Source organism: Lacticaseibacillus thailandensis DSM 22698 = JCM 13996 (genome assembly GCF_001312865.1).
GTDB lineage: Bacteria > Bacillota > Bacilli > Lactobacillales > Lactobacillaceae > Lacticaseibacillus > Lacticaseibacillus thailandensis.
This window is the reverse complement of record NZ_BBER01000006.1, coordinates 25,731-41,833: the sequence shown is the minus strand read 5'-3', so window position 1 is coordinate 41,833 and position 16,103 is coordinate 25,731. Positions and strand designations below refer to the sequence as shown.

Sequence of the window (16,103 nt, the reverse complement as noted above, 5' to 3'; positions counted from 1 at the left end):
TCTGGGGGCACTAACTTGAAGAAGATTTTATTGGTGGATGATGAGGACAGCATGATCACCTTTTTGCGGCCTGAATTACAGTTTGAGGGGTACCAGGTGGTCGTTGCCACGGATGGCCTGGGTGCCTGGGACACCTTCAACGCGGATCGGTGCGGCATTGACCTGATTATTTTGGACTGGATGTTACCGGGGCTCGACGGCTTGGAGGTCATGCGCCGAATTCGCAAAGTTAGTGACGTGCCCATCATCATGATGACCGCCCGTGATTACGTGGGTGACCGCGTGGCCGGACTCGACAACGGTGCGGATGACTACATCACTAAGCCCTTTGAAATTGAGGAGTTACTGGCCCGCGTGCGGGTTATTTTGCGCCGGGAAGACCGCCAGGGGGTCAAGCAACAACTCCAGGTGGGTGCGCTCATGCTGGACGTGAAGTCACGCCAAGCCACGGTGGGTGCCGACACCGTGCAGTTGACCCAGCGTGAAGCCGCGTTACTGGCTGAGTTGATGCGCAAAGTAGGCGAGACCCTCACGCGTGACGAGTTATTGGATGAAGTGTGGGGACCCGAGTTTACCGGTCAGGTGAACATCGTGGACGTGTACATTCGTTACCTGCGCACCAAGTTAAAGGAGTTTGCGGGCATCCCCCGCATCCAGACGATTCGCGGTGTGGGTTACACGTTGCCCAGTGAGGTGACCCGATGAGGTTACATGCGCGGCCCACGACCAGTTCCGGTCGGATGGCGCGCGCCTACGCGACCTTACTAGTGTTGCTAATGGTTATTGTCGGGGTGGCGACAATCTCAATCGTGGGTCTGAACATTGTGCGCAGTCGCTACGAGAACACCGCCAACACCATGACGGCGTTGAAGCGCTCCTTTGCCGCCGACGATAAGCCGGACTGGGACTACTGGACGCGCACCAGTTCACTCAATACCAGCATGACTTTTGTGCGGGTGCGCGCGTACCGTGGCAATAAACATGTACGGACGTTCTATTCCCGCCACGCCCGGCGCTTTTTGCGGGATGACTGGCGTAGTGCGCGCTTACTGAAGAACATTAATATTCGGTACCAAAGCAAAGTGGGGGTCTACTACCGGGCGTCATCGTGGAGCCATCGGGACAAGGAGCACGTCCACTACGAAATCTGGGTGAGCCTGAACAACGTGTTGCGACTGTTTCGGACCATCTTTTTGACCATTGTGGGAATCACCATTTTGGGCTTGGTTCTGGGAATTCCCGTCATTTACATTTTGGCGCGGCGCCTCAACCAACCGCTACTGGATTTGACCACGGCGGCTCAGAATATCGTCAACACTGACCAACCGAATTATCAGGAAACGCTGCCGGTGCCGGACGCCCCTGATGAAGTGCATAACCTGAGCCTGGAGTTCAACCGCCTGTTACGGTCACTCAACCAACAAGTATTGCGGAACCGGCAGTTTGTCTCGGACGCTTCGCACGAATTACGGACGCCCATCGCGGGTATTCGCGGACACGTGGCGCTGATTCGGCGCCATGGGCGGGACCACCCGGAGATCATTCCCGATTCACTCGTCGCCATTGACGATGAGTCGTTGAAGATGCAACACTTAATTGTGAGCTTGTTGCAACTGTCGCGGATGGACCAGGCGGAATTGGCACGCACGGCGGTTGATTTGTGTCCGTTGGTGCAGAAGGTGGTGGCGCAACTACAAGCCCAGGTTAGTCAGACTATTAATGTGCAGTTGCCCCTGCGTGCCGTGGCGTGTGCGAATGCCGATAGCGTGGAACAGATATTGTCCGCATTGGTGATGAACGCGCAGAAATATTCCCCGGAGCGTAGCACCATTACGGTTGGTTTGGCCGTAGTGGCTGCCAGAGTCATGCTCACGGTGAGCGACCACGGCATCGGCATTCCGGCTAACGAAAAGCCCAAGGTGTTTGACCGCTTCTACCGGGTGGATTCCTCGCGCTCCAAGCAAGTGGCGGGCACCGGACTGGGGTTGGCCATTGTGCAGCGGTTGGTGGAACTGAATGGTGGTCAGGTGACCATTGCAGATAATTTGCCGCGTGGAACGCGCTTTGTGGTGACGTTACCGGGCGCACAGGCATCAAATTAACCAAATAAATGGGGCCGGTCATGGCCAGCATTATTGCTGATCATGATCGGCCCCTTTTGCGTGGTTGCGTAAGGTGTGGGAGTGTTTGGGGCTCGCCACTCACGGTGGTTACCGTAACCGCTATCTGAGAATTTCTCAGCTTAATTTCAGGGTTTGTTGATAGCAGGCATTCCGCTTCACCCTACACTGGGAGCTAAGTTGGGTGCCTGCTTGCTTGTAGAACGCACATGGCAGGCACCAAAAGGAGGGTGACGACAACGCAACGTATTCGGCAGTGGTTGGCCCGACCAACCGTGGCTTCATTGCCCGCACGGTGCTGTACTTTATCATCATGCTGTTGCTAGTGTACTTGTACAGCTACCGCGGGGTGAACAATAGCCACTTCATTTATAACGAGTTTTAGCCTGCTGACGGGGATGCAGCGTCAGGAGGAGAATGCAAAGGAGCTTTTTATGACTAACATTGTTGCAACTATCGACCAAGTGGCCACGCAGTACCCACACCGGATTGCCTATGACAATCTGGGCCAAATTAATACCTACGGCGAATTGAAACAATATAGCGACGCCCTGGCGGACTACATCATGGCCCGCCAGTTGCCGGCTCACGCACCGATTATGGTGTATTGCGACCAGAGTTTTCTCAGCATCGCGACCTTCCTGGGGTGTGTTAAAGCGGGGCACGCCTACATCCCCGTGGACACCCATTCGCCTAACGACCGGTTAACCATGATCAACACGATTGCACAGCCCGCATTGGTGCTAGCGGTCGCGGACCTCCCCATCACCCTGCCGACGCCGACCGTGAGTGCGGTGGCCCTCAAACTAATTCTGAACACGCGGGCAGCGTCGATTACGCCCCAGTACGTGACGGGGGATGACACTTTCTACATCATCTTTACGTCGGGTACGACCGGTCAGCCCAAAGGGGTGCAGATTAGCCACGACAACCTACGTAGTTTTACCGACTGGATGGCCGGTTTTGGTCTGCCGGACACGCCCATCAGCTTGGCGCAGGCTCCATATTCGTTCGACCTATCCGTGATGGACCTGTACCCGACCTTGCTGGCTGGAGGTACCGTGCGGGTGTTACCACGGGAAACAACAGAAAACCTCAAGGATTTGTTCACGGCACTGCCGCAGGTGCCCGTCAACGTCTGGGTCTCCACACCGTCCTTCATGGAAATTTGCCTGATGGACCTAGCTTTGACGCGGCACATTACCCGGACCTCACCCACGTGTTCTTCTGCGGTGAGGAGTTGACCCACCAAACGGCGGCCAAACTGTTGGACCGCTTTCCGGACGTGCACCTCTTTAACACCTACGGCCCGACGGAGGCTACGGTGGCGGTGTCAGCCATCGAGATTACGCCGGCGGTCCTGGCACGGTACGAGCGACTGCCCATTGGTTACGCCAAGGCCGACACCGAGATCAGCTTGGTACCAGGCACGGAACACGAAGTAAACGGTGAAACTGAAGGCGAACTACTGATTACCGGCCCCAGTGTGGCCCGAGGGTACATTAATCGGCCGGATAAAACCGCGGCCGTCTTTGCTCCACATCACGGCCAGCAGTCGTACCGGACGGGGGACCTTGGTTCAATCGATGCGGACGGTTTAGTCTTCTACCGGGGCCGCACCGACTTCCAGATCAAGCTGAACGGCTACCGCATCGAATTGGAAGAAGTGAACCACTACCTCAACCAGGTGCCATGGATTGAACACGGAGTGGCGGTGCCGCAGTACGACCGGAACCACAAAGTGCGCCAGTTGCTGGCCTACGTTGTGGTGAACGACCAGCAATTTGATAGCCATATTAGCGCCACTAAGGCCAGCAAGGAATACTTGGGAGCTCGCATGATGAGCTATATGTTGCCGCAGCGGTTCGTTTACCGGGATGCGTTGCCCATGACCACCAACGGGAAGGTGGCCATCAAACAACTGATTAGCGAGGCGAACGCCTCATGATCAACATCCAACCCTACGCTAACCCGATGTACTTTGTGTGGCTGGTCGTGGCCCTATTACCACTAATGGTGGGCTTGTACTACGGACGACGCCTGCAAATTTACGAAGCTATCATGAGCGCGGCGGTGTTGGTACTGGTCTTTGGTGGCAGTAAGTGGCATCAAGGCGTGGCGTTGGTGGTCTACCTGCTCTGGCAAGTGCTACTGGTGCGCGTGTATGGGGCCTACCGGCAGCGCAACAATGCCACCTGGGTGTTTGTCGGGACCGTACTGCTCAGCATCATCCCGTTGGTGCTGGTCAAACTCACGCCGGCCATTAGCGGTGGCCATAACTCCTGGTGGGGGTTCTTAGGGGTCAGTTACCTGTCGTTCAAAGCCGTGCAGGTGATCATGGAATTACGGGATGGCACCATCAAGGTGATGCCCACCTGGGATTTTGTACGGTTTCTGCTGTTCTTTCCGACGGTGTCGTCGGGACCGATTGACCGGTTTCGCCGGTTTCAACACGATTACACGCAAGCCCCTAGTCGGATGATTACCTGACGCTGGTGGGCCAGGGTGTTCACCGACTGTTCCTAGGGTTGTTATACAAGTTTGTGTTGGGCTACCTGTGTGGCACGGTGCTGCTGCCCATCGTCGCCCATGCCGCGTTATTACACCGGGGGATGGTCTGGGGCCTCGGCCTGTCCTGGCCCCTAGTGGGGTATATGTACGTGTACAGCATGTACTTATTCTTTGACTTTGCCGGCTACAGTTTGTTTGCGGTGGGGGTCAGCAACTTGATGGGGATCAACACCCCCATGAACTTCAACCAGCCGTTCCGGGCGCTCAACATTAAGGACTTCTGGAATCGCTGGCACATGACGCTGTCCTTTTGGTTCCGCGACTTTATTTTTATGCGCACGACGTTTTTCATCATGAAGCACAAGTTGGTCCGGCAACGGGTCCACGTCTCGCAGGTGGCCTACTTGGTCAACTTCTTGATCATGGGGTTCTGGCACGGCGTGACCTGGTACTACATTGTGTACGGGCTCTTCCACGCCGGCGCCATTATCATCAACGATATCTGGTTGCGATTTAAGAAACGGCACCGGCAGCAGGTGCCGCATAATCGGTGGACGCGCGCGCTGGCCGTGGTGGTGATGTTCCACGTCGTTTGTTTAAGCTTTTTAATTTTTTTCGGGATTTCTAAATACATTGTGGTTTACACACGAAATGAGGTAATGATTGATGGATGTAAAAGCAACGGTTTTGGCAATATTACAAGATTTAACGGGTGAAGACGTGAGCGGGGACATGAACGTCAATTTATTCGCGACCGCGTTGATGGATTCAATGGATACGGTGCAGTTGGTGCTGGAACTGACCAACCAGTTGGGGGTCAACATCCCCGTGTCGGAGTTTGACCGGTCGCAGTGGGACACGCCCCAGAAAATTGTTGACCAGGTCGAGGCCAAGTTACAATGAGTACCCGGCGACGCTTGTGGCAAATACTCGGCCCGGTCCTGATTGCCGGGATTCTCCTCGCCGGTGGGTTAATGGTGCCGTGGCATTATGCCGTCTCAGTGACAGCACGGTCGACCGCGCGGCCGTGTCCATGTCGCCCGATGTGTTCCTGGGCGCACGGATCAAGCAGCAGGCGGTCCGCAGTGGGTACGTGCCTTTATGGGTTCCTCGGAGTTATCGCGGATGGATCCATTACATCCATCCGTACTGGCGACAAAGTACCACCGTTCCTACCGCCCGCTGTTGATGGGCGCCCCGGGGACGCAGTCACTAACACAATTTTTGAGTAGCCAGACGCTGTTAAGCAGCCGCGCCCCACGCAAAGTGGTCTTCATCATCTCCCCCCAGTGGTTTACGCCTAAGGGGCAAACGGCGGCCGCCTTTGATTTCTATTATTCACCGTTGGACACCATTGTGTGGTTACAGCATGCCCACAACACGGTGGCTAACCGGTATGCGGCGCGTCGGCTACTGAGTATGCCGTCCGGTCGTAGCGGTGGGGTGGTTACGGGGGCGTTGCTACACATCGCGACCGGTCAAAAATTGACGACTAAGCAACGACGACTATTAGCTCTGCGGCGTGCGATTCTGACGAACGAGGATGCCCTTTTTTTCCCGTTTCCAATTGCGGGACAACCTGCCGCGCATTACGCGGGCGGCCCGCCAGTTACCGGCGCGTGACCAAGCGACTGTGTTGGCGCGGCGGGCGGATGCCCTTGGGCGCAAAGGTACCCGGGGCAACGCGTTGGGCATCGACCAGCATTTCTTCCGGCAACGGCTTGGTCACGGCGAGTTAGCCAAGTTGCGTGGTAGTCAGCGCGACTTTGATTACCGGCAATCACCCGAATACAGTGACCTCCAGCTCGTCCTGCAACAATTTGCGCAGCACCACACGCAGGTTCTCTTCATTATTCCGCCAGTCAACGGCCGTTGGGCACAGTACACCGGGTTATCGGCGGCGATGATGCAACAGACGGTCGGCAAGATCAAGTACCAGCTGGGGACCCAGGGGTTCACGCACATCCTCGATCTTAGTCGGGATGGCCACCAGCGCTACTTTATGCAGGACACAATCCACTTGGGGTGGCGGGGTTGGCTCCGGGTCGATGGGGCGGTGAAACCATTTCTGACGAAACATCAGGCACCAGACCAGTACCACTTGGATAACCGCTTCTACACGCGGACCTGGCAGCAGACGCTTCACCCAATGGAGGCAGGTAAACATGGGCAACGATAAACGGTGGTTTGTGGTGCCGTGGGGCGTCATTGTGGTGCTACTACTGGTAGACGGCACGTTACTGTTGCGGCCACAACTGCACCACACGCCGGCAACGCGCGTGACGCGGACCTCAGCAACGGGTACTGATCACCTTTACGATGAGGAGCAATCGGCGGCGGTCAACCGCCTCCTGGCCGCCAAATTGGCGCCGGTGCCGTTTTCGGGCACGGCCATCGTGGTGCAAGATCACCACGTGGTGGGACAGTACAGTCACGGGATGGCCGACGCAGCCCACGGGTTGAAGAATAGCCCCAACGTGAGTTACGAAATTGATTCGGTGCAAAAAAAGCCTCACCGCAGCGCTGGTCATGCGCGCCATCCAGACAGGGCGGCTGAGTTTTAACAGCCACCTGAGCGACTTTTATCCCCAGGTGCCGGGAAGCCAACAGGTGACCATTCGCGAAATGATGGACATGACGTCCGGCCTGGTTGGTCCCGCCATGCCCGCCGCGACGGCCAAACCGTTGAGTGACGCCGCCGTAATCCAGCGCGCGATTCAATCCATCCAGTTTAAGCCCGCGCAACACGGTCGGTGGTCGTATCAGCAAGTGAACTTCACGTTACTAGCAGGTATCGTGGCTCGGGTCATGCACCAAAGTTACGCGAACGTCCTGCTCCAAACGCTGGCCCGGCCGTTACGACTGCATGGGACCCACATGGCTTACGCGACCGCCACCGGGCAAAAGAGTGCCCAGGGCTACGTGGCCAGTACGCCTGAACGTTACCAGCACCCGTTTGTGGTGTCCGCCGCGGCGGCCCACAACGAGCTCGGTACCGGCCAGGTATTTATGACCCCGGGTGACTTGTACCGTGTGGAAAGTAGCTTGTTGGATGGACGGTTGCTCAATGCCGCTGAGGCGAACGCCCTGTACGGGCCGCGGGACACCGTGCAGTATAGTGGTGGCTATTACCACGCGGGGATGGATTTGCTGTATGCAAACGGCTGGGGTTACGGCTACGAAACTTTTGTCCGTATCACGCCAGACGGCAAGAACGCGGTCATCGTGATGAGCAACACCCTGGTTCCATATAACCGCCTTAAGGGGGCTATTGACGGGGTGGTGCAGTGGTGGCTAGTCCAGCACCACGATTTGGATACGATTCGCTAACCGTTGACGCCGGTGCACTATCTTTGTGTATACGCGTTACGGATATGCAAAACGGGCGTGCTCCAATCACCCGTACATTGACGGTGATTGGGGGCACGCCCGTTGATGTTGGTATAGTGTTGGTAACTAGCTCAACAGCACGGCGTCATCCGTGAGTTCGGTACCACTTTGCTGTTTGAACAGTTCGAGCAGGTCGGGCACGGTGAGCCCGGCCTTTTCGTCGCCCTGAATGTCCACCACGATCCGTCCGTGGTCCAACATGACTAACCGGTTGCCGTACTTAAGGGCGTCGGCCATGTTGTGGGTGATCATCAGGGTGGTGAGGTGCTGTTCCTGCACAATTTTATCGGTCAGTTCCATGACGGTTGCGCTCGTCTGGGGGTCCAGCGCGGCGGTATGTTCGTCCAGCAACAGGAGTGATGGCTGCAGGATGGTGGCCATCAGGAGGGTCACCGCTTGGCGTTGCCCGCCAGACAGCAACCCAATCTCGGCGCTGAGGCGGTCTTCCAATCCCAGGCCGAGGCTAGCAAGCTTGTCGCGGAACATTTGGCGCTCGTTGTGCTTTACGCCGCGGCTCCAAAAGTTGCGCCAGCTACCGCGCTTCAGGGCGAGGGAGAGGTTTTCCTCGACCGTCAGGAGGGTAGCGGTACCCTGTTTAGGATCCTGGAACACCCGGCTGATCAGTTTGGCGCGCTTGTTGACGCTCTGGTAGGTGACGTCCTGGCCGTCGATCTTCACCTGCCCGTGGTTCACGGGTAGGGAGCCAGCCACGCTGTTGAGGAGCGTGGACTTACCCGCCCCGTTGCCCCCGATGATGGCCACAAAGTCGCCCTGGTTGAGCGTAAGGTTGATGTCCTTGAGTGCGTGGTTTTCGTTGGGCGTGCCCTTCTCAAAGTACTGGTGTAGGTGCTTGACCTCTAACACTGGTTTGCTCATGTTAGTCATCCTCCTTCATGGACTTGGTATTCTTCCGGCGCTGCTGCACCTGGCCGACTTTCTTCTGAATCAGTGGCAGGGACAGGAACAACGTTAACATCAGCGCGTAGAATAAGCGCAGAGCGTTGGCATCCACCCCAAGTTCCAGCACGATGGCAATGATGAGCCGGTAGATAATGGCTCCCACGATGATGGTGAGCAGGCGTTGGCCAAAGCTGATGTTGTGCAGCAGGATCTCCGCGATGATGATCCCAGCCAACGCGATGACGATGGTCCCAATCCCCATGGAGACGTCGGCGTACCCGTTGGTCTGCGCCATCAGTGACCCGGATAGGGCGATGAGGCCGTTGCTGATCATGTAGACGATGATCTTCATCGCATCGGCGTTGATTCCGTTAGCGGCGGACATGTCCTCGTTGTTCCCAACGGCGCGGGCCGCTAAGCCCATTTCGGTGTTAAAGAATGCCACCAGGACGATGATGACGATGGCGATGATGACGCCACCCACCACGATGGTGGTGGTGGTGCTGTCACCAATGCTGATTATATTAAAGACGGTCTTCATGGTCCCGGTCAGCGGTACGTTCGCCATGCCCATAACGAACAGGTTCACAGAGTACAAACCGGTCATGGTCAGGATCCCAGATAGTAGGTCGGGGATGTGTAACTTGGTGGTCATGATACCCGAAACCCAGCCGGCGAGTGCGCCGCCAGCTGCGCCCATCAACGTGGCCGCGATGGGGCCAGTGCCTGAGTGATGGCGTGGGCGGTGATGGCAGCGCCTAACGGGAAGCTACCTTCGGCCGTCATGTCGGCGATGTCGAGGATGCGGAAGGTGAGGTAGACCCCAATTGCCATGATAGCCCACAGGAACCCTTGGGCCACACTTGATGTCAGAATATCGATGTCCATAATTGTTAACCTCTCTAGTGGTGCGCGTGGTAGGAATGGTTTACTTCAACGTTGATGCTTTGACTTTGAATAGACGCATACGCTTGGCGTCGGTGACGAGTTGGGTGTGCGCTGGGTTCTCCACGGCGAGTTGCTTGACCGACTTGCCCTTGATGATCTTGATGGCCATCTTAGCGGTTTGGCGTCCGAGCTGTTTGTAGCTGATCCCGCGGGTCGCCACACCGGCCTTCTTGATCATCGTGCGTCGGCGGTAACCACGGGCACCTTAGCGGCCTCCGTGACCTTGCCAATCGTGGTCATGGCCGCAGCACAGACGTTGTCCGTCGGAATGTAGATGGCGTCAGCTGCTTGGCCAACGCGCCGGCAGTTTGCTGCACGTCGTTGGTGGTGGCAACGGTCTTTTCAACCGGGGTCAGACCCAGTGACTTGATGACCCGCTTAGCCGTCTTGATTTGGACGACTGAGTTTTCCTCGGCCGCGTTGTAGAGCAAGCCGATTTTCTTGGCCTTGGGGAACATCTTGTGGAGTAGCTCAATTTGAGCTTTGGTGTTGACCTTGTCGGTGACCCCAGTAGCGTTGGTGTCGGGATGCTTGAGGTTGGTGACCAAGCCCGCGGACTTAGGGTCGGTCACGGCCGTGAAGAGCATGGGCGTCTTATTGTCCTGCTTTTGTAAAGCCTGTGCGGCGGGGGTGGCAATGGCCAGATTCAAATCATTTTTGTCTTTTTGCAGTTGCTGACTCATGGTCTTTAAGTTACTTTGGTCGCCCTGCGCGTTCACGTAGTCGAGTTTCAGGTTCTTACCACTCTTGTAGCCTTCTTTGGCGAGCTCCTGTTCAAAACCTTTGCGGGCGTCATCGAGGGCGCTTTGGCTGACTAATTGCAGGACCCCAATTTTGACGGTCTTACTACTACTGGTGCTGCTACTACTCTTGCCGCAGGCGGCTAGTAAGGTGACGGCGGTTAAAGTGGCGGCGATGGCGATAATCTGTTTAAACTTCTTCATGTTGATTTCCTCCCGGGAAAATAAAATGACCGGTCACGTGGGGGCAATACGTCCACGTGGCCGGCCTGTTATCTCTTCCGGAAGATAGAAAAACGCCACGTGTTCGAATTGCTTCGATCCATGTTGCGGTTGTAGGCATTATTAATTGCTACGGCCATCATGGATACAAACCAGCTGGTTTGCATCCATGATGCAAACCGCTATCTGTAATAGCCGTAGTAATACGCGTTGTTCAAGTTGTTACGTCGAATGTTAGACATAAGCGACACTCCTTGATAGCAGTTTTTATTACAGGGCTAAGAATATCCTCATTGTATTTTAAAGTCAACCGGTTTGGATAAATTTTTGTGGGTACCGGCCATCCCGGGGGAACGTCAGCCCTTATTTGATACGGCTGACAGGAATATTCAACTTTTTCATCATGTTGCGGTTAACGACCACGCTCACCTTAGCGGGAGCTTCAACTGCCAGTTGCTTTGGCTGCTGGCCCTTGATGGTCTTGAGGGCCATCCGGGCTGTTTGCCGACCCAGCTCCTTGTAGCTGATTCCGTTGGTGGCAGTACCGCCCGCCTGGACCATGGTGCTAGCGGCGGGAACGACGGGCGTCTTCGTGGCGGCAGAGACCTTACCCACGGTGGCCATGGCCGCGGCGACCGTGTTGTCGGCGGGTACGTAGATAGCGTCGACGTGCTTTGCGAGTACCTGGGTCGTTTGGGCGACGTCGTTGGTGGAAGCGACGGTCTTGGTGACTACGTGCATGCCCTGGGCCTTCAGTGCGGCCCGGGCCAGCTTAATCTGCATGACTGAGTTGGCCTCTGCAGCGTTATACAGTAGCCCCACCGTTTTGGCTTTGGGTACTAACCGCCGTAACAACTTGATCTGGCCGGCCACGTTCACCATGTCGGTGACGCCGGTTGCGTTTTTGTCCGGCTGCTTGAGATTAGTGGTTAAACCGGCCGACTTAGGATCGGTAATGGCGGTGAACAGTAAGGGTGTCTTGGTGTCGGCCTGTTGTAATGATTGTGCGGCCGAGGTCGCAATGGCCAGGTTCAACGTATTATCGTCTTTAGCTAGTCGCTGAGACATGGTTTTCAGGTTGCTTTGGTCACCTTGAGCGTTGAGGTAATCCAGCTTCAGGTTTTTACCTTGCTTGTACCCGTGTTTCGCCAACTCGGCGATAAAGCCTTTACGGGCGTCGTCGAGGGCGGTTTGGTTGATCTGTTGCAAGATGCCGATCTTCACGGTTTTAGTGGTGGTGTCGGCCTGCGCGGTCTTTTTACCGCACGCGGCCAGTAGGGTGATGGCTGCGACAGCGACGGTGGTGGTCATAATTTTAGCTAACTTCTTCATTGTTCATTCCTCCAGAAATTGTGTAGTGATAGGTGTCAAAAAAAGCCAGCCACAGGATGAACTCTATCCGTGTGGCTGGCCATTAGTTTTCCGGAAAACAAAATCGCCACATGGATGAAAGATAATCCATGTGGCGAGTCAATGACGTGCTTAAGAACTTCGGCCTCATGGATGTGAACCAGGCGCGGTTCACATCCAACGTGTGAACCGCTATCCGAAAAAGCCGAAGAAAAAGTTATTCAGTTGTGTCTGCGCGCAGTGTTGCATAAGATGACCTCCTGAATGGGTAGCGGGAAAAAAATTTGTTGCTCATAGAATATAACGTTCTACACAGCGTGTCAACATCTTTTTTTTAATATTCACCTGGATATTTGCTCACAAAAAAAAGCGGACCTGTCAGTCCGCCCGCGCGTAATCCTTATTCAAATTCGTCACGATAAAGTCCCACGACCAGGCCCAAAATGGTGATCGTGTCAAAATACATGTCACTCATGGTGTCGTTTTCGGGGTGCAAACGAATCCGCCCATCTTCGCGGTAGAAGCGCTTGACGGTAGCTTCGTCGTCTTCAGTCATCGCTACGACGACCTGACCGTTTTCGGCTTCACTTTGCTTGCGGACGATCAGTTTATCACCGTTCAAGATGCCCATTTTGATCATTGATTCACCTTGCACCCGCAACATGAAGAGTTCGTCCTCGTCATAGCTGAGTCCGGTAGGAACGGGGAAGTATTCTTCAATGTTCTGGGTAGCCGTGATGGGAACCCCAGCGGCAACTGTCCCGACAAGGGGAATGCCTTTTTCCGGAGCTACGCCAATATACTCGTACCCCGCGGGGGTCAATTCGAGGGTACGGGGTTTCGAGGGGTCCTTGGCAATTAACTGCGCTACCAGTAACTTTTGCAAGTAGGCGGCCACGGTGGACGAAGAACTGAGTCCAACAGCCTCACCAATTTCGCGGACGGTCGGCGGATAGCCACGGTTTGTAATCGAGTCGTTAATACTAGTGAGTATCTGTACCCACCGCTTCTTGGTCTGCTCAGCCATGATGATGTTTCCCCCTGTATGTTTCTTGTCTCCAAGATAGCATGACGAACACGTGTTTGCAAGCGGTATATCAACATTTTCGCCCAATTCCGGGTTTTATTTCCTAGGCGACTCAGTAAACCATTGGTTGGTGGTTCAAATCCGCAGCTGGTGGACGTGCAATTCCCAAGGAAACCGCATCTACAAGCAACGCAGTGACGTGCAGGGGGAAGTTTCGCCCTGGGTCGTCGAATCTGTTATCATAGTGGTAGGTAGTAACAGGTATTAGTAAAGGTGGTGTCGAAGTATGGAAATATTATTAACAGTTTTGGACGTGGTGCTCCTCGCCTGCGTGGGTTACAACGTTTACTGGCAATCACAGATCGAGGTGCACGCTAACTACGCTTACATGCAGATGTTCTGGGGCGTAGTGTTCGCCCTGCTGATTGCTTCTACGTACACCGCCAGCTGGGCATACGTCGTGTTCCTTGCTCTGTTCGTCCTCTTGAACGTCTCTGCGGGATACGGCGGTATCGCCAGCGACCGCGTTGTGGGTTACGGTATGTTCCAACGTGTGCTGCGGCTTTCCACATTAGCCGGTGTGACCATTTTGCCCGTGCAAACGGTGCGTGGTCGTCAACTTGTGATTGTGGTCTTTGCCTTCAATCCGCGTCGTTACGTACGGATGACCTTCCGGCAGCCGCTCGAAGCCCTCACCGTGAAGATCCGGCAGATGGTCCCCGATAACGTGCCCGTCGAAATTCAACAAGTTCAGTAACGGTTAACTAATAATGGCGTTCATCCGTGGAGGGTGAACGCCATTTTTGTCTGGTTAGTGAATGAGGGTCATGACGATGGGAATAGCCACCATCGCCAGCACCGTGGAACCAGCTACGCCCACCGCCGCAAACTCGCTGTCCGCGTCATAGAGCCGTGCCACCACGGGCGCATTGGTCATGACGGGCATGCATGACTGGATGATGAAGACGGTCTTCATTAACGCCGGCATGTCCGCCCCCGCCAGCAGAATCGACATAATCAGGGGCGCAAAGATGAAGCGTCCCAGCAGCACGCCCAGAAAGTCTTTGTCGAGGCGCAGCGCGTTACGAATACCAGACTGCTGGATGGTGATCCCGATGAAGAACATTGATCCCGGGACGGTCAGGTCCCCAACGTACTCCAAGTCGGCGGACAGAAAGTTGGGTAGCTGGATGTGGAGCATCACGATGATGATTCCGACGATAAAGCCCAGCAATGGTGGTGAGAAAATTTTACCCAACGCCCGTTTGAAGTCAAACTCCGCGTCGCCGGGTCCGTCGCGCTGGATCAAGTAGACGCCCACTGTCCAGAACACGGTGGTGTTAGCCATGTAGTAAACCAGGACGTACGGCACACTCCGGGCACCAAATAGCGCCATGTTTAACGGTAAGCCGATAAAGACCGTGTTGGAGTTCAGGAACATTGAACAAAACAGCCCGATGCGGCTACGGTCGACCCGCAGGAACAAAGCCACTATTGCGGACAGTACACCCAGAATTGCCATGGAAATTAGCGGGTAGCGCAGGTCCGGGAGTAACCGGATCAGTTCGCTGGCGGTGAATTTTTCGCTCACGGTGACCACCATGTACGCGGGCAGGGCGACTTGCGTAATGATTTTGGCAATAATTTTGCCACTTTGCGCACTCAGCCAGTGGCGGGCGGACAGCCAGTAGCCAACCGCGATTAAAATAATAATTTCAGCAACGCCAAAAACGCTTGAGAGAAATGCTTGCAATAATCTAGACCCCTTCGGTTAATGTTTTGTGGTGATAATGTGTTGCAATGGCACGTCGAAGGTGTCGCGTGGCCAGTCGTCTTCTGGTCGTATCTGTACGGACAGCGCCAGCGCCACCGTGGTTCCCACAAAGTGGGTCAGGAAGCGGTCATAATAGCCACCGCCAAACCCCAGGCGGGACCGTGACTGCTGGGTATAGGCCAATCCCGGAACAATCATCAGGTCGGGCTGGTTGTTCACCAGTGCCGGGTCGTAGGGGGGCTCGAGGATGCCAAATTTGCTGCGGACCAGCGCGTTCATCGTGGTGAACGGGAGGAAGGCTAACTGGCGGTGCGGCAACGTCCTGGGTACCAAGACGGATTTACCGGCCTGCTGCGCTGCGGCAATAACACCGCTAGTGTCAACTTCAAAGTCCCCACTAATGGTAGTCGCGATGGTGCGCGCACTACGCCACACTGGTAGCGTGGTGAGTTGCTGCCATAATGTCTTGGTTTCAGCTATCCGTTGCGCAAGGGGCATGACTCGCAGCGTCGCGATTTGTCGCTGGCGGGCGTCGCGTTTGGTGTAAGTCATGCGTGTACCCCGTGTGCCACAAGCCACTCGTTGAGCACCACGGCCTGGTTATTGGCCGTATCCTTGGCCCCAAACAGGAGAATCACGGGTGTGCCAGTAGCAAGTTGCTCATTAAGAGTATTAATGAACCCGTCTGTGGCTGGATTGGTGTCCAATTCGGCCATGTAACGGGTTGTGAATTCGGCAAACTTGGCCGGTTCGTGGTTGAACCACTTACGCAAGTCGTTGGTGGGCGCGATGTCCTTGGCCCAGAGGTCGAGGTGGGCGTCCACTTTTTTGATGCCCCGCGGCCACAGACGGTCAGTGAGGATGCGGAAGCCCGGTGTGCCCGGTCGTGTATAAATACGTTCCAGTTTAATTGTCATTTTAATCACCCGTTAATTACCCTACCGCCCGGTGTGGTAGAAGTAAAGCAAGCCCCTGATGGCATTGGCATTAGAATACCATAATAATATTGTTAGTGCACGCGCTAACGGTGGCCGCAAGCCATCACCAGTCGGCGGTATGTGCGAGTCGGAGAGGCGGCTTGCCGGTGTTGTTGAGGCAGGAGCTGTCGTCAAGGCCACCAT

General features: G+C 55.4%; 13 protein-coding genes and 5 pseudogenes. 10 read left to right on the top strand and 8 right to left on the bottom strand.

All coding sequences use genetic code 11. The features are described from left to right. The first annotated feature begins 15 nt into the window (after positions 1-15). The 9 genes and pseudogenes from JCM13996_RS08210 to JCM13996_RS08175 all read left to right on the top strand — a co-directional run bounded on the left by JCM13996_RS08210 (position 16) and on the right by JCM13996_RS08175 (position 7,961). Positions 16-705 (top strand): response regulator transcription factor, encoded by a 690-nt coding sequence (locus JCM13996_RS08210; RefSeq protein ID WP_082383896.1) that lies wholly within the window; start codon positions 16-18, stop codon positions 703-705. Continuing rightward, positions 702-2,102: a sensor histidine kinase gene (locus tag JCM13996_RS08205; RefSeq protein ID WP_054750760.1), complete on the top strand. Its 1,401-nt coding sequence runs from the start codon at positions 702-704 to the stop codon at positions 2,100-2,102. The genes JCM13996_RS08210 and JCM13996_RS08205 overlap by 4 nt, the downstream gene beginning before the upstream one ends. Positions 2,103-2,433: 331 nt before the next feature. Beyond that, the gene (locus JCM13996_RS13220) at positions 2,434-2,505 is read left to right on the top strand and encodes a teichoic acid D-Ala incorporation-associated protein DltX (protein WP_082383900.1); all 72 of its coding nucleotides are present in this window, start codon (positions 2,434-2,436) and stop codon (positions 2,503-2,505) included. 49 nt (positions 2,506-2,554) lie between these two features. Further along, positions 2,555-4,068 (top strand): annotated as a pseudogene (gene dltA, locus JCM13996_RS08200) (D-alanine--poly(phosphoribitol) ligase subunit DltA). Continuing rightward, a pseudogene (dltB, locus tag JCM13996_RS08195) lies at positions 4,065-5,291 on the top strand (D-alanyl-lipoteichoic acid biosynthesis protein DltB). The pseudogenes dltA and dltB overlap by 4 nt, the downstream one beginning before the upstream one ends. A gap of 6 nt (positions 5,292-5,297) precedes the next feature. Next, positions 5,298-5,534 (top strand): D-alanine--poly(phosphoribitol) ligase subunit DltC, encoded by a 237-nt coding sequence (dltC, locus tag JCM13996_RS08190; protein ID WP_054750759.1) that lies wholly within the window; start codon positions 5,298-5,300, stop codon positions 5,532-5,534. Continuing rightward, a pseudogene (gene dltD / locus JCM13996_RS13215) lies at positions 5,531-6,810 on the top strand (D-alanyl-lipoteichoic acid biosynthesis protein DltD). Before dltC ends, dltD begins: the two are co-directional and overlap by 4 nt. Beyond that, a complete protein-coding gene (locus JCM13996_RS08180; protein WP_054750758.1) occupies positions 6,797-7,195 on the top strand; it encodes a hypothetical protein in 399 nt (132 codons plus the stop codon). Before dltD ends, JCM13996_RS08180 begins: the two are co-directional and overlap by 14 nt. After that, positions 7,122-7,961 carry a serine hydrolase domain-containing protein gene (locus tag JCM13996_RS08175; protein ID WP_162205201.1) on the top strand — a complete coding sequence of 280 codons (840 nt, stop codon included), beginning with the start codon at positions 7,122-7,124 and terminating at the stop codon, positions 7,959-7,961. The genes JCM13996_RS08180 and JCM13996_RS08175 overlap by 74 nt, the downstream gene beginning before the upstream one ends. Before the next feature lie 126 nt (positions 7,962-8,087). Here JCM13996_RS08175 and JCM13996_RS08170 read toward each other — a convergent pair whose 3' ends face one another. From JCM13996_RS08170 to lexA, 5 genes and pseudogenes are all read right to left on the bottom strand, one after another. Further along, positions 8,088-8,897: an ABC transporter ATP-binding protein gene (locus JCM13996_RS08170; RefSeq protein ID WP_054750756.1), complete on the bottom strand. Its 810-nt coding sequence runs from the start codon at positions 8,895-8,897 to the stop codon at positions 8,088-8,090. A 1-nt stretch (position 8,898) separates the two neighbouring features. Next, positions 8,899-9,803: pseudogene (locus tag JCM13996_RS08165) on the bottom strand (ABC transporter permease). 46 nt (positions 9,804-9,849) lie between these two features. Next, a pseudogene (locus JCM13996_RS08160) lies at positions 9,850-10,813 on the bottom strand (ABC transporter substrate binding protein). A 381-nt stretch (positions 10,814-11,194) separates the two neighbouring features. Continuing rightward, a complete protein-coding gene (locus JCM13996_RS08155; RefSeq protein WP_054750755.1) occupies positions 11,195-12,163 on the bottom strand; it encodes an ABC transporter substrate-binding protein in 969 nt (322 codons plus the stop codon). A 418-nt stretch (positions 12,164-12,581) separates the two neighbouring features. After that, positions 12,582-13,208, bottom strand: coding sequence for a transcriptional repressor LexA (gene lexA, locus JCM13996_RS08150; protein ID WP_054750754.1), 627 nt, complete (start codon positions 13,206-13,208; stop codon positions 12,582-12,584). A 286-nt stretch (positions 13,209-13,494) separates the two neighbouring features. Here lexA and JCM13996_RS08145 point away from each other — a divergent pair, with 286 nt between their 5' ends. Next, complete coding sequence (locus JCM13996_RS08145) at positions 13,495-13,965, top strand: hypothetical protein (RefSeq protein WP_054750753.1); 471 nt, start codon at positions 13,495-13,497, stop codon at positions 13,963-13,965. Positions 13,966-14,019: 54 nt separating this feature from the next. Here JCM13996_RS08145 and JCM13996_RS08140 read toward each other — a convergent pair whose 3' ends face one another. Genes JCM13996_RS08140 through JCM13996_RS08130 form a run of 3 tightly spaced genes read right to left on the bottom strand, consistent with a single transcriptional unit; the run spans position 14,020 to position 15,899 of the window. Further along, a complete protein-coding gene (locus JCM13996_RS08140) occupies positions 14,020-14,961 on the bottom strand; it encodes an AEC family transporter (protein ID WP_054750752.1) in 942 nt (313 codons plus the stop codon). A gap of 18 nt (positions 14,962-14,979) precedes the next feature. After that, positions 14,980-15,534, bottom strand: coding sequence for a 5-formyltetrahydrofolate cyclo-ligase (locus JCM13996_RS08135; protein WP_082383895.1), 555 nt, complete (start codon positions 15,532-15,534; stop codon positions 14,980-14,982). Beyond that, complete coding sequence (locus tag JCM13996_RS08130; RefSeq protein ID WP_054750751.1) at positions 15,531-15,899, bottom strand: DUF488 domain-containing protein; 369 nt, start codon at positions 15,897-15,899, stop codon at positions 15,531-15,533. The genes JCM13996_RS08135 and JCM13996_RS08130 overlap by 4 nt, the downstream gene beginning before the upstream one ends. Between the last annotated feature and the right edge of the window lie 204 nt (positions 15,900-16,103).